Raw genomic sequence first — 20,417 nt, 5'->3', positions numbered from 1 at the left:
ATATGTGGCAAAGCTATGTGAACGGCCTGTTGGTGGCCGCGGGGTTGATCATGGCGATCGGCACCCAGAATGCGTTTGTGTTGGCGCAGAGCCTTCGGCGCGAACATCACCTGCCGGTGGCGGCGCTTTGCGTGACCTGCGATGCGTTGCTGGTGGCCGCCGGAGTGTTCGGCCTGGCGACGGTGCTGGCGCAAAATCCGACCCTGCTGGCCATCGCCCGTTGGGGTGGCGCGGCGTTTTTGCTGTGGTACGGCAGCCTGGCGTTGCGTCGGGCCTGCTCGAAACAAAGCCTGCAACAGGGTGAAAATCAGACGGTACGTTCACTGCGGGCGGTGCTGCTCAGTGCGTTGGCGGTGACGCTGCTCAACCCGCATGTGTATCTGGACACCGTGTTGCTGATCGGTTCTCTCGGCGCACAACAAACAGAACCCGGGGCTTATGTGGTCGGCGCGGCCAGTGCGTCATTGTTGTGGTTTTTCACTTTAGCCCTTGGCGCGGCATGGCTCGCACCATGGCTGGCACGGCCAAGCACCTGGCGAATCCTCGACCTGCTGGTCGCCGTCATGATGTTCACGGTAGCGCTCCAGTTAATCATCGCTTCATGATTTATTCCAAAAGGCTCTGGAACCTCTATTCCACACAGTTGTTGCGTGGTTATGCCGCACCCCCGGTGCTATGATCCGATCCCTGCGCCGCAAAGAGTACAAACTCCCCGGCGCATGTCTGGCCGCCCGTGATCGGCCTTGCGCTCACCGCAACTGACCTGATTAGGAGAATCATCATGGCTTTCGAATTGCCGCCGCTGCCTTACGCACACGATGCCCTGCAGCCGCACATTTCAGAGGAAACTCTGCAGTACCACCACGACAAGCACCACAACACCTATGTCGTGAACCTGAACAACCTGGTGCCAGGCACCGAGTTCGAAGGCAAGACCCTGGAAGAAATCGTCAAGACTTCCTCGGGCGGTATCTTCAACAACGCCGCTCAGGTCTGGAACCACACTTTCTACTGGAACTGCCTGGCGCCAAACGCCGGCGGTCAACCAACCGGCGCGCTGGCTGATGCCATCAACGCAGCTTTCGGTTCGTTCGACAAGTTCAAGGAAGAGTTCAGCAAAACCTCCATCGGCACCTTCGGTTCCGGTTGGGGCTGGCTGGTGAAAAAGGCTGACGGTTCCCTGGCCCTGGCCAGCACCATCGGCGCCGGCAACCCGCTGACCAGCGGCGACACCCCGCTGCTGACCTGCGACGTCTGGGAACACGCTTACTACATCGACTACCGCAACCTTCGTCCGAAGTACGTCGAAGCGTTCTGGAACCTGGTCAACTGGAAATTCGTAGCTGAGCAGTTCGAAGGCAAAACCTTCACCGCTTAAGCTTCGCGCCAGTCAAGAAACCCGGCTTTGGCCGGGTTTTTTTATGGGCAGGGGAAATGGGTACATTCCTACAGCGAAGAACGATAACGCGATCCATACCATTTCATAGTTGGATTGGGGGCTCCCATCCCGGAACATTCCCACAACGCGAGTGGCATTCGCCCTCTTGCCCTCACATCACAGCGGTCTAACATCAACTACGAGGAAAAATTGTCCCGTTCCCCTCAAGTTGAGGGCCTCAACAACCGACACAGTGCTAATAGGGCAAATACTCCAAACAACAGCATATCGGCCAAGCTACCGGCAAAATCCCCTGGGTTGGATTGTCCCTTTGACTGAGATCACGGGATTGCCAATACTCATGGCAACTTGACGCTACCCGCACGGAACAAGGAATAACCCTTTGAAGCTGGAACTCAAGAACAGCTTGTCGGTGAAGTTGCTCCGGGTCGTGCTCCTGTCGGCATTGATCGTCGGCGTGGTCTTGAGCTGCGCGCAGATCGTTTTCGATGCCTATAAAACACGCCAGGCCGTGGCCAACGATGCTCAGCGCATCCTCGATATGTTCCGTGACCCCTCGACCCAGGCCGTCTACAGCCTGGACCGGGAAATGGGTATGCAGGTGATCGAAGGCCTGTTTCAGGACGACGCCGTGCGCATGGCCTCCATCGGCCATCCTAATGAAGCCATGCTTGCGCAAAAAACCCGTGAACTGCAGCACTCCAACAGCCGCTGGCTGACTGACCTGATCCTCGGCAACGAACGCACCTTCACCACCCAACTGGTGGGCCGCGGGCCCTACAGCGAGTACTACGGCGACCTGAGCATTACCCTCGACACGGCCACCTACGGCAAGGGCTTCATTGTCAGCTCGGTGATCATCTTCATCTCTGGCGTATTGCGCGCCCTGGCCATGGCTCTGGTGCTGTATCTGGTCTATCACTGGCTGCTGACCAAACCGCTGTCGCGGATTATCGAGCACCTGACCGAAATCAACCCGGACCGGCCCAGTGCCCACAAGATTCCGCAGCTCAAGGGTCATGAGAGAAACGAGTTGGGGGTCTGGATCAACACCGCCAACCAGTTGCTCGAATCCATCGAGCGCAACACTCACCTGCGCCACGAAGCGGAAAACAGCCTGCTGCGCATGGCCCAGTACGACTTTCTCACCGGTTTGCCGAACCGCCAGCAATTGCAGCAACAACTGGACAAAATCCTCGTCGACGCCGGCAAATTGCAGCGCCGGGTAGCGGTGCTGTGTGTCGGGCTCGATGATTTCAAAGGCATCAACGAACAGTTCAGCTATCAGACCGGCGACCAATTGCTGCTGGCCCTGGCCGATCGTCTGCGGGCTCACAGCGGTCGACTCGGCGCCCTCGCCCGTTTGGGTGGCGACCAGTTCGCACTGGTCCAGGCCGACATCGAACACCCCTATGAAGCGGCCGAACTGGCCCAAAGCATTCTCGATGATCTGGAAGCGGCGTTCGCCCTCGATCATCAGGAAATCCGCCTGCGCGCCACCATCGGTATCACCCTGTTCCCCGAGGACGGTGACAGCACCGAGAAGTTGCTGCAAAAAGCCGAGCAGACCATGACCCTGGCCAAGACTCGCTCGCGCAACCGTTATCAGTTCTATATCGCCAGCGTCGACACGGAAATGCGGCGGCGCCGCGAGTTGGAAAAAGACTTGCGCGATGCCTTGATCCGCGACCAGTTCTACCTCGTTTATCAACCGCAGATCAGCTACCGCGATCATCGCGTGGTGGGCGTCGAGGCGTTGATTCGCTGGCAGCATCCCGAACACGGGCTGGTGCCGCCGGACCTGTTTATCCCGCTGGCCGAACAGAACGGCACCATCATCGCCATCGGCGAATGGGTGCTGGATCAGGCCTGCAAACAATTGCGCGAATGGCACGATCAGGGTTTCGACCTGCGCATGGCGGTGAACCTGTCCACCGTGCAATTGCACCACGCCGAGTTGCCGCGGGTGGTCAACAACCTGCTGCAAATGTACCGCCTGCCACCGCGCAGCCTGGAGCTGGAAGTCACCGAAACCGGCCTGATGGAAGACATCAGCACCGCCGCCCAGCATCTGCTGAGCCTGCGTCGCTCCGGCGCGCTGATCGCCATCGACGACTTCGGCACCGGTTATTCATCACTGAGTTATCTGAAAAGCCTGCCGCTGGACAAGATCAAGATCGACAAGAGCTTCGTTCAGGACCTGCTTGATGATGACGACGATGCGACCATCGTTCGCGCCATCATCCAGCTGGGCAAGAGCCTGGGCATGCAGGTGATTGCCGAAGGCGTGGAAACCGCCGAGCAAGAGGCCTACATCATCTCCGAAGGCTGCCACGAAGGTCAGGGCTATCACTACAGCAAACCGCTGCCGGCACGGGAATTGAGCGCCTACCTCAAGCAAGCCCAACGCAGTAACGCAGCTATTTTGTAGAAGATCAAAAGATCGCAGCCTCGTTTCACTCGACAGCTCCTACATGAACCGCGTGCTTGTGTAGGAGCTGTCGAGTGAAACGAGGCTGCGATCTCTTGATCTATGACACAACTTCCGCGCGAATAAGAAATATTTACAAGCACAACCCTTTACACATAATGCGAAAGATTTGCATTATGTCGCAGTTTTGCGCGCCCTCCACGCGCGTCCATTAATCACCGAAGCAGGATGTTCGCCATGATTCGTATGCCTCTGGCCACCGCCAGTCTGCTGGCCATCGCTATTTCCCTCGCCGGTTGCGGCGAAGGCAAAGACAAGGCTGCCGCTCCACAAGCGCCGACCCCGGCCGCCAGCACCGCTGCCCCGGCTGCACCTGCTGCTACCGGTAAAGTCGATGAAGCCGCCGCCAAGGCTGTGGTCGCGCACTACGCCGACATCGTCTTCGCCGTTTACAGCGATGCCGAATCCACTGCGAAAACCCTGCAAACCGCCGTCGACGCATTCCTCGCCAAGCCGAACGCCGACACCCTGAAAGCCGCCAAGGCTGCCTGGGTCGCGGCCCGCGTGCCTTACCTGCAGAGCGAAGTGTTCCGCTTCGGCAACACCATCATCGACGACTGGGAAGGTCAGGTTAACGCCTGGCCACTGGACGAAGGCCTGATCGACTACGTCGACAAATCCTACGAACACGCACTGGGTAACCCGGGCGCCACCGCCAACATCATCGCCAACACTAAAGTTCAGGTCGGCGAAGACAAGGTCGACGTGAAAGACATCACCCCGGAAAAACTCGCCAGCCTGAACGAGCTGGGCGGTTCCGAGGCCAACGTCGCCACCGGCTACCACGCCATCGAATTCCTGCTCTGGGGCCAGGACCTGAACGGCACCGGCCCTGGCGCCGGCAACCGTCCAGCTTCCGACTACCTGGAAGGCAAAGGCGCTACCGGCGGTCACAACGATCGTCGTCGCGCTTACCTGAAATCCGTGACCCAACTGCTGGTCAACGACCTGCAGGAAATGGTCGGTAACTGGAAGCCGAACGTGGCCGACAACTACCGCGCCACCCTGGAAGCGGAACCGGCTGAAACCGGTCTGCGCAAAATGCTGTTCGGCATGGGCAGCCTGTCCTTGGGCGAACTGGCGGGCGAGCGCATGAAGGTTTCCCTGGAAGCCAACTCCCCGGAAGACGAACAGGATTGCTTCAGCGACAACACCCACAACTCGCACTTCTACGACGCCAAAGGCGTGCGTAACGTGTACCTGGGCGAATACACCCGCGTCGATGGCAGCAAAATGACTGGCGCCAGCCTGTCGTCGCTGGTCGCCAAAGCCGACCCGGCAGCCGATACCGCGCTGAAAGCCGACCTGGCCGCCACCGAAGCCAAGCTTCAGGTCATGGTCGATCACGCCAACAAGGGTGAGCACTACGACCAACTGATCGCTGCGGGCAACACTGCTGGCAACCAGATCGTGCGCGACGCCATCGCCTCGCTGGTCAAGCAGACCGGTTCGATCGAAGCGGCCGCCGGCAAACTGGGCATCAGCGACCTGAACCCGGACAACGCTGATCACGAGTTCTGATCAACGCTGGCCGAGTGAAAAAGGCGATCTTCGGGTCGCCTTTTTCATGCCCCCGCGCTGATCGTTCCCACGCTCTGCGTGGGAACGATCAGTTGCCTCAGATCAACCAAACGATAATTCCTCTTATTCAAACTCCCCTGCCCTGTTAGACTTTGCGCCCTTGTTTTGCTCGCCTTGCAGGATGTCCGATGCCCTCGCTGCCTCTTCGCTTGTCCGCACTGTTGCTGGCCCTGGGCCTGAGTGCGTGCGATGACGCCCCGCGTTTTACCCAGGCCGAACCCGGTGAAGCCCGCTCCGGCGGCAGTGCGACGGTGCGCAAGACCGATCAGAACGCGTTCTCCCTGCCGTCCGCCAATCTGCCGCCGTCACGGCGCGTCGATTTCAGCGTCGGCAACAGTTTCTTTCGCAGCCCTTGGGTGATTGCCCCATCGACCACCACCGCCCGCGATGGCCTCGGCCCGTTGTTCAATACCAACGCCTGCCAGAACTGCCACATCAAGGACGGGCGTGGTCACCCGACTGCGCCCGATGCGCCGAATGCGGTGTCGATGCTGGTGCGTCTGTCGATCCCTGATGCGCCGGCCTACACCAAAGTCATCGAACAACTGGGTGTGGTGCCGGAGCCGGTTTACGGCGGGCAGTTCCAGGACATGTCGGTGCCCGGCGTCGTCCCGGAAGGCAAGGTGCGCGTCGATTACACGCCGGTCCCGGTGCGTTTCAAGGATGGCAGCGAAATCGAGTTGCGTAAGCCGACCCTGCAGATCACCCAACTCGGCTACGGCCCGATGCACCCCGACACGCGTTTTTCGGCGCGCATCGCACCGCCGATGATTGGCCTGGGCTTGCTTGAAGCGATCCCCGACGAGGCCATCCTGGCCAACGCTGAGGCTCAGGCGCGCGAGAAGAACGGCATCGCCGGACGACCGAACCGGGTCTGGGACGACGCGCAGCAGAAAACCGTCCTCGGGCGATTTGGCTGGAAGGCCGGGCAACCGAACCTCAATCAACAAAACGTTCACGCGTTCTCTGGTGATATGGGCCTCACGACCAGCCTGAGAACCGTTGATGACTGCACCGACGCGCAAACCGCTTGCAAGCAGGCGCCCAACGGCAATGGCCCGGATGGTGAGCCAGAAGTCAGCGACAACATCCTGCGTCTGGTGCTGTTCTACAGCCGTAACCTCGCGGTACCGGCCCGTCGCGATGTCGGCGCGCCGCAAGTGCTGGCCGGCAAGAATCTGTTTTTCCAGGCGGGATGCCAGTCCTGCCACACCCCGAAATACACCACCGCCGCCAACGCCGCGGAACCTGAATTGGCCAATCAAGTGATTCGCCCTTACAGCGACCTGCTGCTGCATGACATGGGCGACGGTTTAGCCGACAACCGCACCGAGTTTCAAGCCAGCGGCCGCGACTGGCGCACCCCGCCATTGTGGGGCATCGGCCTGACCCAGGCAGTCAGCGGCCACACCCAGTTTTTGCATGACGGCCGCGCCCGTAACGTGCTCGAAGCCGTGCTCTGGCATGGCGGCGAGGCAAAGGCGGCGCAGCAACAGGTTTTGTCTTTCAATGCCGAGCAGCGCGCGGCGTTGCTGGCGTTTTTGAATTCTCTTTAATACGTTTTCCTTCAGCGGGAGCCCGACATGTTCCGTCCCAAATTGTTGTTCACTAGCCTTGCCGCCCTCGCCCTGGGCGCCTGTTCGCCCCAGGACCCGCAAGCGGTCACGTCGGCGGCTATCGCCAAGCAAGTAATCCTGCCGACCTACAGCCGCTGGGTTGAAGCCGACCGTCAATTGGCGGTCAGCGCCCTGGCGTTCTGCCAAGGCAAGGAAACCCTGGACACCGCCCGCGCCGACTTCCTGCACGCGCAGAAAGCCTGGGCCGAGTTGCAACCGCTGCTGATCGGGCCGTTGGCCGAAGGCAACCGTTCGTGGCAGGTGCAGTTCTGGCCGGACAAGAAAAACCTCGTGGGCCGTCAGGTCGAGCAACTGGTGACCGCGCAACCGCAGATCGATGCCGCCGCCCTGACCAAGTCCAGCGTTGTGGTTCAGGGGCTCTCGGCCTATGAATACATCCTGTTCGACAGCAAGATCGACATGGCCGACAGCGCGCAGAAAGCCAAATACTGCCCACTGCTGACCGCCATTGGCGAACGTCAGAAGCAACTGGCCGAAGAGATCCTGTCGCGCTGGAACACCAACGACGGCATGCTCGCGCAGATGAGCAAATTCCCGAACCAGCGCTACGCCGACTCCCACGAAGCGATCGCCGATCTGCTGCGCGTGCAAGTGACGGCGCTGGACACCCTGAAGAAAAAACTCGGCACGCCGATGGGCCGTCAGAGCAAGGGTACTCCACAGCCGTTCCAGGCCGATGCGTGGCGCAGCCAATCGTCGCTGCAAGGCCTGCAATCGAGCCTGAGCGCGGCGCAAACCGTTTGGGTCGGTGTCGACAACAAAGGCTTGCGCGGTCTGTTGCCGAGCGAGCAGAAACCCTTGGCCGACAAGATCGACGCGGCCTATGCAACGTCCCTGAAATTGTTCGCCAGCAACCAGCGCTCGCTGACCGACATGCTCACCGACGATGCCGGGCGCCAGCAGCTCAACGCGATCTACGACAGCCTCAACGTTGTCCATCGCCTGCACGAAGGCGAACTGGCCAAGGCACTGGGCATCCAACTGGGCTTCAACGCCAACGACGGTGACTGATGAGGGCAAGTGCCATGCTGCGACGCCAGGCTCTGACGTTAGGGAGTTTGCTGCTGGGTGCGGTGACACTGGGCGGCTGGACGCTGTTCAAGCAAAAGGACAAAAGCCCGCTGCTGCTCTCGGCGCGGGACGATGGTGACGGCAAGCATTACGCCGTCGGTTATCGGCTGGACGGTACCCGGGTGTTTGCCACCCAGGTCGGCCAGCGTTGCCACGACATCATCAACCATCCGACGCTGCCGATAGCGCTGTTCGTTGCCCGACGTCCCGGCACCGAGAGTTACCTGATCGACCTGCGCGACGGCACGCTGCTGCAAACCGTGGTCTCGCAGCCGAACCGGCACTTCTACGGTCATGCAGTGATTCACCAGAGCGGCGACTGGTTGTACGCCACCGAGAACGACACCTCCGATCCGGGCCGTGGCCTGCTCGGTGTGTATAAGTTCGAAGGTGAGCGACTGGTGCACAGCGGTGAGCTTTCCACCCACGGTGTCGGCCCGCATCAGGTGTCGTGGATGCCCGATGGCGAGACGCTGATTGTGGCCAACGGCGGCATTCGCACCGAGGCCGAAAGCCGGGTCGAGATGAACCTCAACGCGATGGAACCGAGCCTGGTGTTGATGCAGCGCGATGGCACTTTGTTGAGCAAGGAAACACTGGCCCAGCAGATGAACAGCGTGCGGCATTTGGGAGTCGCCAGCGACGGCACCATCGTCGCCGGCCAGCAGTTCATGGGCGCTGCCCACGAGTCATCGGAGCTGCTGGCGATCAAGCGGCCCGGCCAACCGTTCGTGGCGTTCCCGGTGCCCGAGCATCAGTTGCAGGCCATGGGGCATTACACCGCCAGCGTCGCCGTACACAGCGAACTGCGTCTGGTCGCCCTGACCGCGCCGCGGGGCAACCGCTTTTTTATCTGGGACCTGGACAGCGGTGAAGTACGCCTGGATGCGCCACTTCCCGACTGCGCTGGTGTCGGCGCCGTGGCCGATGGTTTTGTCGTGACCTCGGGCCAAGGCCGTTGCCGGTACTACGATTGCCGCCAGACAACCCTTGTTGCAAAACCTCTGGAATTGCCTGCGGGGCTCTGGGACAACCATCTTCATCTGATCTGACTTCATCCCCTTGTAGGAGCGAAGCTTGCTCGCGAAAGCGGTGTATCAGTCAATGCATTAGTTGGCTGATACACCGCTTTCGCGAGCAAGCTTCGCTCCTACAGGGTTTGCGTCATTCTGTAATAACTGCCAGTTGGAATCCCCCTTACACTCGGAGTAATGTTCCCGCCTGTCTCACCTGATTTTCTCCAAGGAACTGGAAATATGCTGCGTCGCCGCATGCTGATCATGTTGGGTGTTGTTCTGCTAATCGTGCTGGTCCTGGCCGGTTACAAAGCCTTCTCCATCTATACGATGATGCAGGGCTTCTCCGCGCCGAAACCGCCGATAAGTGTCGCCGTGGCCACTGCCACCGAACGTCCGTGGCAAAGCCGTTTGCCAACGGTCGGCACCCTCACGGCGCTGCAAGGGGTCGACCTGAGCCTGGAGATCGCCGGTACCGTCAAGGAGGTGCAGTTCGAGTCGGGGCAGAAGGTCAAGGCCGGTCAGCCGATCCTGCAACTCGATACCGCCGTTGAAACTGCCCTGCTGGCAACCGCTCAAGCCGACCTGGGACTGGCGCAACTGGATTACGGACGCGGCAGCCAATTGGTGGGTAGCCAGGCTATTTCCAAAGGCGAGTTCGACCGACTCTCGGCGGTGTTGCAAAAGAGCCGGGCCACGGTCAATCAACTCAAGGCGGCACTGGAAAGAAAACGCATCCTCGCCCCGTTCAGCGGGACCATCGGCATTCGTCAGGTAGACGTCGGCGACTACGTGGCCAGCGGCACGATGATCGCCACCCTGCAAGACATCAGCAGCCTCTACGTCGACTTCTTTGTGCCCGAACAATCGGTGCCGAAAATCGCCCTCGGCCAACCGGTACAAGTCATTGTCTCGGCCTACCCGACAGAGAGTTTCCCCGGCACTATCAGTGCGATCAACCCGAAGGTCGAGAGCAGCACCCGCAACGTGCTGGTGCGCGCAACCCTGGCCAACCCCGATGACAAACTGCTACCGGGGATGTTCGCCAGCCTGCAGGTGATATTGCCTGATCCGCAGCCACGCATCGTCGTGCCGGAAAGCGCGATCACCTACACCCTGTATGGCAACTCGCTGTACGTCGTCGCGCAGAAAAAGGCCGAAGACGGCAGCCTCGAAAAAGACGACAAGGGTCAGCCGATCCTGATCGCCGAGCGGCGCTTCATCGAAACCGGTGAGCGCCGCGACGGAATGGTCATGATCACCAAAGGCGTGCAGAACGGCGAAAAAGTGGTCACGGGGGGTCAGATCAAACTGGACCACGGCGCGCACATTGCCATCAGCGACGACAAGACCCTAGCCGAGAAGAGCAGTCAGCCGCGCGCTGACTGATCAAGGAATCCCCATGGCTTTTACCGACCCGTTCATCCGCCGCCCGGTGCTCGCCACCGTGGTCAGCCTGTTGATTGTGCTGCTGGGCTTCCAGGCCTGGAGCAAGTTGCCGCTGCGCCAATACCCGCAAATGGAAAACGCCCTGATCACGGTGACCACCGCTTACCCCGGGGCCAACGCCGAAACCATCCAGGGTTACATCACCCAACCGATGCAGCAGAGCCTGGCCAGCGCCGAAGGCATCGACTACATGACCTCGGTCAGCCGCCAGAACTTCTCGGTGATCTCGATCTACGCGCGCATCGGTTCCAACAGCGACCGCTTGTTCACCGAACTGCTGGCCAAGGCCAACGAGGTCAAGAACCAGCTGCCCCAGGACGCCGAAGACCCGGTACTGAGCAAGGAAGCCGCCGACGCCTCGGCGCTGATGTACATCAGCTTCTTCAGCGACGAGCTAAGCAATCCGCAGATCACCGATTACCTGTCACGGGTCATCCAGCCGAAACTGGCGACCTTGCCGGGCATGGCCGAAGCCGAGATTCTCGGCAACCAGGTGTTCGCCATGCGCCTGTGGCTGGACCCGGTGAAACTCGCCGGTTTCGGCCTGAGCGCCAGCGACGTGACCAACGCCGTACGCCAATACAACTTCCTCTCCGCCGCCGGCGAAGTGAAAGGCGAGTATGTGGTCACCAGCATCAACGCCAACACCGAACTCAAATCCGCCGAGGCCTTTGGCGCGATCCCGCTCAAGGTCGAGGGCGACAGTCGCGTACTGCTGCGGGACGTGGCGCGGGTCGAGATGGGCGCAGAGAACTACAACACCATCAGTTCCTTCGGCGGCACGCCCTCGGTGTACATCGGCATCAAGGCCACGCCCGGCGCCAACCCGCTGGACGTGATCAGGGAAGTGCGCAAGATCATGCCGGAGCTGGAAGCCCAGCTGCCGCCGAACCTGAAAGGTGAAATCGCCTACGACGCCACGCTGTTTATCCAGGCCTCCATCGACGAAGTGGTGAAAACCCTGTTCGAAGCGGTGCTGATCGTGATCGTGGTGGTGTTCCTGTTCCTCGGCGCCCTGCGTTCGGTGGTGATCCCGGTGGTCACCATTCCGCTGTCGATGATCGGCGTGATGTTCTTCATGCAGATGATGGGCTACTCGATCAATCTGCTGACTTTGCTGGCGATGGTATTGGCCATCGGGCTGGTGGTGGACGACGCCATTGTGGTGGTGGAAAACATCCATCGGCACATTGAAGAAGGCAAGACACCGCTGGATGCCGCGCTTGAAGGCGCTGCGGAAATCGCCATGCCGGTGGTGTCGATGACCATTACCCTGGCGGCGGTCTATGCGCCGATCGGCTTCCTGACCGGCCTGACGGGAGCGCTATTCAAGGAGTTCGCCCTGACCCTGGCCGGGGCGGTGGTGATTTCCGGCGTCGTAGCCCTGACGCTGTCGCCGATGATGTGCGCCCTGCTGCTGCGCCACGATGAAAACCCTACCGGCCTTGCCCATCGCCTGGACATGATCTTCGAAGGCCTCAAGCGTCGTTACCAGAGTGTGCTTCATGGCACCCTCAACACCCGGCCGGTGGTACTGGTGTTCGCAGTGATCGTGCTCTGCCTGATTCCGGTGCTGCTCAAATTCACCCAGTCGGAACTGGCGCCGGACGAGGACCAGGGCGTCATCTTCATGATGGCCAGTGCTCCGCAACCAGCCAACCTCGACTACCTGAACACCTACACCGACGAGTTCCTCGCGATTTTCAAGGAGTTCCCCGAGTACTACTCCTCGTTCCAGATCAACGGCTTCAATGGCGTGCAATCGGGGATCGGTGGCTTCCTGCTCAAACCCTGGAACGAACGCGACCGGACCCAGATGCAGATCCTGCCCGAGGTCCAGGGCAAACTGGCAAGCATTCCGGGCTTACAGATCTTCGGCTTCAACCTGCCTTCCCTGCCGGGCACGGGTGAAGGCTTGCCGTTTCAGTTCGTGATCAACTCGGCCAACAGCTATGAGTCATTGTTGGAAGTGACGGACCGGGTGAAAAAAAGAGCGACGGAATCCGGCAAGTTTGCCTTTGTCGACGTCGACCTGGCCTTCGACAAACCCGAAGTCGTGGTGGATATCGATCGCGCCAAGGCCGCACAGATGGGTGTATCGATGCAGGACTTGGGGGGCACCCTCGCAACATTGCTGGGTGAAGCGGAGATCAACCGTTTCACCATCGAAGGTCGCAGCTATAAAGTCATTGCACAGGTTGAACGGCCTTTCCGGGATAATCCCGACTGGCTGAACCATTATTACGTCAAGAACACCAAGGGCGAATTGCTGCCCCTATCGACCCTGATCACCGTGACCGACCGGGCGCGACCGCGTCAGTTGAACCAGTTCCAGCAACTCAACTCGGCAATTCTTTCCGGGGTCCCGCTGGTCAGCATGGGTGAAGCCATCGACACCGTGCGCCAGATCGCCCGGGAAGAAGCGCCGGCGGGTTATGCCGTCGACTATGCCGGTGCATCACGGCAATACGTTCAGGAAGGCAGCGCGCTGTGGGTCACCTTTGCCCTGGCGCTGGCGATCATCTTCCTGGTGCTGGCGGCCCAGTTCGAAAGCTTCCGCGACCCACTGGTGATTCTGGTGACCGTGCCGCTGTCGATCTGCGGCGCATTGATCCCGCTGTTCCTTGGCTGGTCGAGCATGAACATCTATACCCAGGTGGGACTGGTGACGTTGATCGGGCTGATCAGCAAGCACGGGATTCTGATCGTTCAGTTCGCCAACCAGTTACGCAACGAGAAGGGGCTGTCGCCTCGCGAAGCGGTGGAGGAAGCGGCGGCCATTCGCCTGCGTCCGGTGTTGATGACCACGGCGGCGATGGTGTTCGGCATGGTGCCGTTGATCATCGCCACGGGCGCGGGGGCGGTCAGTCGGTTCGACATCGGCACGGTGATCGCGACGGGGATGTCGATCGGGACGCTGTTCACCTTGTTCGTGTTGCCGTGCATCTACACGTTGCTGGCCAAGCCCGATAAACCTGAAAAACACCCATAATCCTGTGGGAGCGAGCCTGTGTGGCGAGGAGGCTTGCCCCGTTCGGCTGCGTAGCAGTCGCAAAACATTGCATGCGGTGTACCTGATACACCGCGATTGCAGGTTTTGGGGCCGCTTTGCGACCCAACGGGGGCAAGCCCCCTCGCCCACACAGGCTCGCTCCCACAAGGGATCGCGCAAGACTTGAGTCAACGGATACAAAAAAGGCCTCGCATCTGCGAGGCCTTTTATTTGGGCTTCAATTTGTTCAACTCTGTGGCCTCAGTCCCTGAGAAAGTCCGAACATGAACAGTAACAAGTCATGATCGGGTTGAGTGGCCACGGGTGCCTTGGCAACCCGGGGCAACGGACAATGCGCGTCACCGTGCACGGAGCTCAGGACTTGAGTGCGGGGCTGCTCCCAAGCCGCCACCGCCAATGAAGCAACTGCCAAGGCTCCGGCTAAAAACAAACCTCGTGCAATTTCGAGTTTCATTGTTATAAGCCTTTGATAGCGCTGCCAAACGCCGTCTCATAAAAATAGACGAGTTTTTTCCAGTCCGTATCGCTGAACGACGAGTGGCGACGCAGCTGTTTCATGTCATGGGCCGCCGCTTGACGGGCGGTCAAACGCTGCCGACATTTCTCCAGATCGATCAATGCCACCTCGACCTTTGCGGACTCGCTTTCGCCGGTGACCCGCACGAATACATGCTTGATGTAGATGCAGCTGTGCTGCCAACGGCCCTTGTGCATACGGGCCAGGTTGTCAGCCAGATCCTTCAACACGCGGTCATGCACCTCCTCACCGTAACGCTCGCGACCACCACCCGCGTACCAGTGTTTGATTTCCTCAAAGCCATCCAGGGATTTGGTAACCAGCAATGCCCGCCATTCATTATTCTCGGGATCGCGCTGTGCCCCGCAAAAAACGATTTCCGGAACACGAACATCAAGCAGGCGCAAACCGATGAGCGCATCACGCTCGCGCAACACCGTCGGCCGACCGAACGGGTGTAACCCGCTGCGATAGATATGCCCGGTTTGACGCTTGGTGTAGAGCTGCTGTCCATCACTGCCCATAACGCGCTGCACGCCACTTTCGCCACCGCGACGGACGTTGGGTTCTTCGACCCATTCACCGCGCAGGTTCCAGAAGTAGTCGAAGCGGTCCTGAGAAGCCACTTCCGTTGGTGCTGCACATTTCACTGCCATCTTGTTACCTTTTGCGTAATACGTATACCCGCCACATGGCGTAGAGCGGTAAAAAATCCAGTCGTTCCTGGATCCGAAAACCCGCCTGCTCGAATTCTTTTTCAACCGTGGCAGCCGGTAACACAAATCGATTTTGGTAACCCTCCTGCCCACGCTTTTTCTCGGCGCGCTTGCGTTTCCAGGCCTTGAAATTGCCGTCCACCCACAACGAAACAATCACGCTGTCGCGGGTGACGCGCTCGAATTCGCGCAGGATGGCCAGTCGATGCTCGGCTTCACCGATGTGATGGAGCAAGCGCATGCAGAAGATGCTGTCGACGGCGTTATCGGGTAAGGCAATGTCGAATGCAGAAGTGTGCAAGGGTTGTACCCGTTTTACCACGTCGGCGGGTTGCGCCTGCATGGCAGTCTTCAACATGGACTCCGAGTTGTCGGCCCCGATGATGACGCGGTTGTGTTTTTCCGCCAGCAGCGGCCAGAAACGCCCCGCGCCGCACGGTAAATCGAGGACCAACCCAGGCTCACCGGCCAGCGTCAGCGCTTTTCGCGCCAATTGTTCGTCACGCCAGTGGGACAGTCGGCGGCTGAGCCCCTCCTGATGCTTGCGCAAATATTTCTGGGCGTGTTGATCGTCGTACTTTTCGGAAAAATCGAGTTTGATCGGGCCGGCCATCACTGCAGTCTCCTGAACTTCTGATGACCACCACCTTAGGTAGCGCGCTGTCAGCGTCAGGTCATGCGTTTGTGAAAAATTTGTCATGTAAAACCCGGAATTATTTCAGGGTTTTACAGGGCCAATTCAGGATCTTTTCGTTTTTCCTTCAGATCAAAGACGGAGTCAAATCCACCTGGAAACGGCAACCATTGGGCTCCATGTTAGTCAGGCTGACGTTCCAGCCCTGGTTCTCGCAAATCCGCTGCACCAGCGATAGTCCCAACCCCAGGCCCTCGCCGCGTTTCTCGTTGCCGCGTACGAAAGGCTCGAACATCGCCTCGCGTTTTTCCTCGGGAATGCCGACACCACTGTCCTCGACCACGAACCCTGTATCCGTCAAGGCGAGGCGAATGTAACCGTGCTCGGTGTAATGCAGCGCATTACGCAACAGGTTGCCCATTACTGCATGCAAAAGGGTCGCGTTATAGCGGGTGTCCGGCGGATTGCCCGGCTCAAAGTTCAGCGTCAGGCCCTTGGCTTCGATCGGCTCGCGCCATTGAGAGAGCAGCCCGTCGGCTACCTGGCTCAGGGTCTGCTGGGGGGCCATGCTGGCGTCTTCATGTTGAGCACGAGCCAGCATGAGGAAGGTTTGCACCAGCTCGCGCATCTCGGCACACGCACGGGCGATTCGCTCGACCTGGGCACGGCCGCGCTGATCGATACCGGGGTTTTCCAGCAACAGCTCACAGGAACTGGCCAACACCATTAATGGCGTGCGCAGTTCGTGGCTGACGTCACTGGTGAACAATCGCTCACGGGTCAACGCCTGACGCAAGCGCCCCAGGGTAGCGTCGAAGGCCACGGCCAGTTCGCCCACTTCATCGGCGGCATAGTCCGGCGCCAGTGGCGGCGCCAGGCCCAGCAACTGATCGCGATGACGCACCTGACGGGCCAGTCGCACCACCGGCGCCATGACCTTGCGCGCCAGCACCCAGCCAAGAAATACCGCCAATGCCAGGCTCAGGACGAAACCCACCAGCACCACGGCAAACAGCACCCGCTCACGCTCTTCGAAATCGCTCTGGTCCTGCAACAGCACGTAACGCCGACCGTCGACGATTTCGACCATCGCGTGATACGACAGCTGCTCGCGAAAGACTTCATGAAAGCCTGAGTCCAGGTGCCGCAAATCCTTGGGCAATTCGAAGTCGCCCGGCCCGCCGCTGAAATAGAACAGCTGGTCCGGCTCGGGGCGGTGGCTCCAGTCCGACACGCTGTCCATCAGCAACAGGCGTTGCAAATCGCCGCCCAGACCTGCCGAAATCAGCTTTTCTTCCACCAGGTGCACGGTCGCCACAATGCCCATGGCGAAGGCTCCCGCCACCAGTGCGCTCATCAACGCAAAGGCGATGATGATCCGTTGAGCAAGGCTCTGTTTAAACTCCATCACGGCCCTCGGCCAAGCGATAACCGACGCCATGCACCGTGTGCAACAAGGGCTTGTCGAACGGCTTGTCGATCACCTGACGCAGTTGATGGACGTGGCTGCGCAGGCTGTCGCTGTCCGGGCAGTCATCGCCCCACAGGGCCTCTTCGAGAACCTCGCGGCGTAACACATGGGGGCTTTTCTGCATCAACACGGCCAGCAACTTCAGGCCCACCGGGTTGAGTTTCAGCAGACGGCCTTCGCGCGTCACTTCCAGGGTATCGAGGTCGTAGCTCAGATCACCGACCTGCAAGGCACGGCGACCGCCTCCTTGGGCACGGCGCATGACCGCCTCGATCCGCGCGGCCAGTTCAGACAGGGCAAAGGGTTTGATCAGGTAATCGTCGGCACCAGACTTGAAGCCTTGCAAACGGTCATCCAGTTGATCGCGCGCAGTGAGCATGATCACCGGAGTGTCGCGGCGGGCGTCTTCGCGCAGGCGTTTGCACAGGGTGTAGCCGTCAATGCCGGGCAGCATGATGTCGAGCACGATCAAATCGTAATGCTCGGTGGCGGCCAGGTGCAGGCCCGACAAACCGTCCTGCGCGCAATCCACGGTGTAACCCTTGAGCCCAAGATAATCGGCCAGATTGGCCAGGATATCGCGGTTGTCTTCAACCAATAGAATTCGCATCGGCACCTCCTCCGTACACAGTAACGGCTGTCTTGGCGCGCAGCTTAAGGCCAAGTGTGGCTCAGGGATAGGGTGGCGTGCAGGGGTAAATCCGACAAAAAAAACCTGAAACGGCCTTAACAACTTTTTCACCATCGATTCACAGGCTGACGACAGAGGCGTGTTCAGACTCCCGCGGTTGTGCTCTTCAGAACATTTCACTCACCAAGGAATTGCCATGGCTTCGACCGCTGCCCGCCCCGCTTCCAGGCCACTGAATGCCTGGCTATGCCTGGGAGTGCCCGCCATTGCGGCGATCACCCTGCTGTTGCTCGAACTGACGTCCCTGGACATGGATCTTGCCAAGCTGTTCTATGACCCGGTTGCCGGGGCGTTCATCGGGCGGCACAGTTACTTCCTGGAAAACATCCTGCATGACCGGGCCAAGCAAGTGGTCATCGCCTTTTCGGTGTTCGCCATCCTGGGCTTCATCGGCTCCTTTTTCATGGAAAGGCTCAAACCGTTCAAGCGTGAACTGGGTTGCCTGGTGCTGTCTCTGGCACTGGCAACCTCGTTTGTCACCCCGGTCAAAGCGGTGACGGCGGTGCAATGCCCATGGAGCCTGGAGCAATTCGGCGGGCACGAAACCTACAGCGAACTGCTCAGCCCTCGCCCGCACACCGACAAGCCTGGCCGCTGCTGGCCTGGCGGTCATGCGGCGACTGGCTTCACGTTGTTTGCGCTGTTCTTCGTGTTGCGCGACCGTCGTCCGCGTCTGGCACGCAAGGCGTTTGTCCTGGCCTTCACGTTGGGCTCAGTATTTTCCATCAGCCGGATGATGCAGGGAGCGCACTTCTTTTCGCACAATGTGTGGACGGCGATTTTCTGCTGGTTGATTTGTCTGGGGGCGTATTACTACATCCTTTATCGACCGGCTTCCAAGGCTGAACGGGTGAGTGAGGCAGAACCGGTCAACGCCTGAGCTGACGCCTTCGCGAGCAAGCCCGCTCCCACAGGTTTAACGCAATCCACTGTGGGAGCGTGGCTTGCCCGCGATGGGCGCGACTCGGTCTCCAGACCTACCAAAATGAGGACAATAAAAAACCCCGCCTGCTTAACGCAGGCGGGGTTTTTATGTACGGGGTGAGGCTGGCTTACATCATGCCGCCCATGCCGCCCATACCGCCCATGTCTGGCATGCCGCCGCCAGCTGGTGCGTCGTCCTTGATCTCGGCGATCATGGCTTCGGTGGTGATCATCAGGCTGGCAATCGACGAAGCCGCTTGCAGAGCCGAACGAGTCACTTTAGCCGGGTCCAGGATACCCATTTCGATCATGTCGCCGTATTCGCCGGTAGCAGCGTTGTAACCGTAGTTACCCGAACCCTGCTTGACCTTGTCGACTACTACGCTTGGCTCGTCGCCGGAGTTGGCAACGATCTGACGCAGTGGCGCTTCGACAGCGCGACGCAGCAACTGGATGCCAACGTTCTGGTCATCGTTGTCGCCTTTCAGCTCGGAGATAGCCTGCAGAGCGCGAACCAGTGCCACGCCGCCGCCAGGTACCACGCCTTCTTCAACGGCTGCACGGGTAGCGTGCAGGGCGTCTTCAACGCGGGCTTTCTTCTCTTTCATTTCAACTTCGGAACCAGCGCCAACCTTGATCACTGCAACGCCGCCGGACAGTTTGGCCAGACGCTCTTGCAGTTTTTCACGGTCGTAGTCGGACGAAGTATCAGCCACTTGCTGACGGATCTGCAGAACGCGAGCCTGGATGTCAGCCTCAACGCCGGCACCGTCGATCACGGTGGTGTTTTCTTTGGACAGGATCACGCGCTTGGCATTACCCAGGTGTTCCAGGGTAGTGCTTTCCAGGCTCAGACCGATCTCTTCGGAGATAACGGTACCGCCAGTCAGAACAGCGATGTCCTGCAGCATGGCCTTGCGACGGTCGCCGAAGCCTGGAGCCTTGACGGCTGCGACTTTAACGATGCCACGCATGTTGTTCACAACCAGAGTCGCCAGGGCTTCGCCTTCAACGTCTTCGGCAACGATCAGCAGTGGACGGCCGGCTTTGGCAACGGCTTCCAGTACTGGCAGCATTTCGCGGATGTTCGAGATTTTTTTGTCGACCAGCAGGATCAGCGGACCGTCCAGCTCGGCAGTCATGGTCTCTGGCTTGTTGACGAAGTACGGGGACAGGTAGCCACGGTCGAACTGCATGCCTTCAACAACCGACAGTTCGTTTTCCAGGCCCGAGCCTTCTTCAACGGTGATCACGCCTTCTTTACCGACTTTTTCCATGGCTTCGGCAATGATGTCGCCGATGGAGCTGTCGGAGTTGGCCGAGATGGTGCCGACCTGAGCGATGGCCTTGGTGTCAGCGCAAGGCTTGGACAGGGCTTTCAGCTCTTTGACGATCGCGATGGTCGCTTTGTCGATACCGCGCTTCAGGTCCATCGGGTTCATGCCGGCAGCGACGGCTTTCAGGCCTTCGTTGACGATCGATTGAGCCAGAACGGTAGCGGTGGTGGTGCCGTCGCCTGCGTCATCGTTGGCACGGGAGGCAACGTCTTTGACCAGCTGCGCGCCCATGTTTTCGAAGCGATCTTTCAGCTCGATTTCTTTGGCAACGGAAACGCCGTCCTTGGTGATGGTCGGAGCGCCGAAGCTCTTCTCGATGATCACGTTACGGCCTTTAGGGCCCAGGGTCGCTTTTACTGCGTCAGCCAGGACGTTGACACCGGCGAGCATTTTCTTGCGGGCGGAATCGCCGAATTTAACTTCTTTAGCAGCCATGATCGATATTCCTTAAATACTTTGTAGTAGCGGGA

At 59.7% G+C, this 20,417-nt stretch carries 16 protein-coding genes; 10 read left to right on the top strand and 6 right to left on the bottom strand.

Features of this window, described 5'->3' with window-relative positions; genetic code table 11:
- Positions 1-2: 2 nt before the first annotated feature.
- The 9 genes from KGB18_RS16630 to KGB18_RS16590 all read left to right on the top strand — a co-directional run bounded on the left by KGB18_RS16630 (position 3) and on the right by KGB18_RS16590 (position 13,636).
- Entirely contained in the window at positions 3-605 is a 603-nt protein-coding gene (locus tag KGB18_RS16630; protein WP_123719332.1) for a LysE/ArgO family amino acid transporter, read from the top strand.
- Positions 606-781: 176 nt separating this feature from the next.
- Complete coding sequence (locus tag KGB18_RS16625) at positions 782-1,378, top strand: superoxide dismutase (protein ID WP_007898423.1); 597 nt, start codon at positions 782-784, stop codon at positions 1,376-1,378.
- Positions 1,379-1,781: 403 nt separating this feature from the next.
- Positions 1,782-3,830 carry a putative bifunctional diguanylate cyclase/phosphodiesterase gene (locus KGB18_RS16620; protein ID WP_223570245.1) on the top strand — a complete coding sequence of 683 codons (2,049 nt, stop codon included), beginning with the start codon at positions 1,782-1,784 and terminating at the stop codon, positions 3,828-3,830.
- Between the two features lie 237 nt (positions 3,831-4,067).
- Positions 4,068-5,411 (top strand): imelysin family protein, encoded by a 1,344-nt coding sequence (locus tag KGB18_RS16615; RefSeq protein ID WP_123719334.1) that lies wholly within the window; start codon positions 4,068-4,070, stop codon positions 5,409-5,411.
- A gap of 188 nt (positions 5,412-5,599) precedes the next feature.
- Positions 5,600-7,027, top strand: coding sequence for a di-heme oxidoredictase family protein (locus KGB18_RS16610; protein WP_123719335.1), 1,428 nt, complete (start codon positions 5,600-5,602; stop codon positions 7,025-7,027).
- 27 nt (positions 7,028-7,054) lie between these two features.
- Positions 7,055-8,119, top strand: a complete 1,065-nt coding sequence (locus KGB18_RS16605) for an imelysin family protein (RefSeq protein WP_123719336.1) — start codon at positions 7,055-7,057, stop codon at positions 8,117-8,119.
- Between the two features lie 14 nt (positions 8,120-8,133).
- The gene (locus tag KGB18_RS16600) at positions 8,134-9,231 is read left to right on the top strand and encodes a DUF1513 domain-containing protein (protein ID WP_123719337.1); all 1,098 of its coding nucleotides are present in this window, start codon (positions 8,134-8,136) and stop codon (positions 9,229-9,231) included.
- A gap of 204 nt (positions 9,232-9,435) precedes the next feature.
- Positions 9,436-10,584 (top strand): efflux RND transporter periplasmic adaptor subunit, encoded by a 1,149-nt coding sequence (locus KGB18_RS16595; protein WP_123719338.1) that lies wholly within the window; start codon positions 9,436-9,438, stop codon positions 10,582-10,584.
- Between the two features lie 13 nt (positions 10,585-10,597).
- Entirely contained in the window at positions 10,598-13,636 is a 3,039-nt protein-coding gene (locus KGB18_RS16590) for a multidrug efflux RND transporter permease subunit (protein ID WP_123719339.1), read from the top strand.
- Between the two features lie 247 nt (positions 13,637-13,883).
- On the opposite strand, the gene KGB18_RS16585 is transcribed toward KGB18_RS16590, so the two are convergent.
- The 5 genes from KGB18_RS16585 to colR form a co-directional block, all read right to left on the bottom strand.
- On the bottom strand, positions 13,884-14,111 hold the full coding sequence (locus KGB18_RS16585) for a hypothetical protein (RefSeq protein ID WP_026331876.1): 228 nt from the start codon (positions 14,109-14,111) through the stop codon (positions 13,884-13,886).
- Positions 14,112-14,113: 2 nt separating this feature from the next.
- A complete protein-coding gene (locus KGB18_RS16580; protein WP_123719340.1) occupies positions 14,114-14,830 on the bottom strand; it encodes a lipopolysaccharide kinase InaA family protein in 717 nt (238 codons plus the stop codon).
- Positions 14,831-14,834: 4 nt separating this feature from the next.
- Entirely contained in the window at positions 14,835-15,503 is a 669-nt protein-coding gene (locus KGB18_RS16575; RefSeq protein WP_123719341.1) for a class I SAM-dependent methyltransferase, read from the bottom strand.
- 148 nt (positions 15,504-15,651) lie between these two features.
- Positions 15,652-16,932 carry a sensor histidine kinase gene (locus KGB18_RS16570; protein ID WP_123719342.1) on the bottom strand — a complete coding sequence of 427 codons (1,281 nt, stop codon included), beginning with the start codon at positions 16,930-16,932 and terminating at the stop codon, positions 15,652-15,654.
- The gene (colR, locus tag KGB18_RS16565) at positions 16,922-17,605 is read right to left on the bottom strand and encodes a two-component system response regulator ColR (protein ID WP_008069526.1); all 684 of its coding nucleotides are present in this window, start codon (positions 17,603-17,605) and stop codon (positions 16,922-16,924) included. The genes KGB18_RS16570 and colR overlap by 11 nt, the downstream gene beginning before the upstream one ends.
- A gap of 217 nt (positions 17,606-17,822) precedes the next feature.
- Between colR and KGB18_RS16560 the strand changes: the two genes are divergently transcribed.
- Positions 17,823-18,566 carry a phosphatase PAP2 family protein gene (locus tag KGB18_RS16560; protein ID WP_123719343.1) on the top strand — a complete coding sequence of 248 codons (744 nt, stop codon included), beginning with the start codon at positions 17,823-17,825 and terminating at the stop codon, positions 18,564-18,566.
- Positions 18,567-18,738: 172 nt separating this feature from the next.
- On the opposite strand, the gene groL is transcribed toward KGB18_RS16560, so the two are convergent.
- Positions 18,739-20,382, bottom strand: coding sequence for a chaperonin GroEL (groL, locus tag KGB18_RS16555; RefSeq protein WP_074874047.1), 1,644 nt, complete (start codon positions 20,380-20,382; stop codon positions 18,739-18,741).
- Positions 20,383-20,417: the final 35 nt, after the last annotated feature.

The sequence above is a fragment of the Pseudomonas sp. BF-R-26 genome, from assembly GCF_019947395.1.
In the GTDB taxonomy this organism is placed as follows: Bacteria; Pseudomonadota; Gammaproteobacteria; order Pseudomonadales; family Pseudomonadaceae; genus Aquipseudomonas; species Aquipseudomonas farris.
This window is presented reverse-complemented; position numbering and strand designations above follow the sequence as displayed.

Coding starts and splice junctions, on each gene's coding strand:
- KGB18_RS16630 (WP_123719332.1), top strand. CDS start 3: ATGTGGCAAAGCTATGTGAACGGCCTGTTGGTGGCCGCGGGGTTGATC.
- KGB18_RS16625 (WP_007898423.1), top strand. CDS start 782: ATGGCTTTCGAATTGCCGCCGCTGCCTTACGCACACGATGCCCTGCAG.
- KGB18_RS16615 (WP_123719334.1), top strand. CDS start 4,068: ATGATTCGTATGCCTCTGGCCACCGCCAGTCTGCTGGCCATCGCTATT.
- KGB18_RS16610 (WP_123719335.1), top strand. CDS start 5,600: ATGCCCTCGCTGCCTCTTCGCTTGTCCGCACTGTTGCTGGCCCTGGGC.
- KGB18_RS16605 (WP_123719336.1), top strand. CDS start 7,055: ATGTTCCGTCCCAAATTGTTGTTCACTAGCCTTGCCGCCCTCGCCCTG.
- KGB18_RS16600 (WP_123719337.1), top strand. CDS start 8,134: ATGCTGCGACGCCAGGCTCTGACGTTAGGGAGTTTGCTGCTGGGTGCG.
- KGB18_RS16595 (WP_123719338.1), top strand. CDS start 9,436: ATGCTGCGTCGCCGCATGCTGATCATGTTGGGTGTTGTTCTGCTAATC.
- KGB18_RS16590 (WP_123719339.1), top strand. CDS start 10,598: ATGGCTTTTACCGACCCGTTCATCCGCCGCCCGGTGCTCGCCACCGTG.
- KGB18_RS16585 (WP_026331876.1), bottom strand. CDS start 14,111: ATGAAACTCGAAATTGCACGAGGTTTGTTTTTAGCCGGAGCCTTGGCA.
- KGB18_RS16580 (WP_123719340.1), bottom strand. CDS start 14,830: ATGGCAGTGAAATGTGCAGCACCAACGGAAGTGGCTTCTCAGGACCGC.
- KGB18_RS16575 (WP_123719341.1), bottom strand. CDS start 15,503: ATGGCCGGCCCGATCAAACTCGATTTTTCCGAAAAGTACGACGATCAA.
- KGB18_RS16570 (WP_123719342.1), bottom strand. CDS start 16,932: ATGGAGTTTAAACAGAGCCTTGCTCAACGGATCATCATCGCCTTTGCG.
- colR (WP_008069526.1), bottom strand. CDS start 17,605: ATGCGAATTCTATTGGTTGAAGACAACCGCGATATCCTGGCCAATCTG.
- KGB18_RS16560 (WP_123719343.1), top strand. CDS start 17,823: ATGGCTTCGACCGCTGCCCGCCCCGCTTCCAGGCCACTGAATGCCTGG.
- groL (WP_074874047.1), bottom strand. CDS start 20,382: ATGGCTGCTAAAGAAGTTAAATTCGGCGATTCCGCCCGCAAGAAAATG.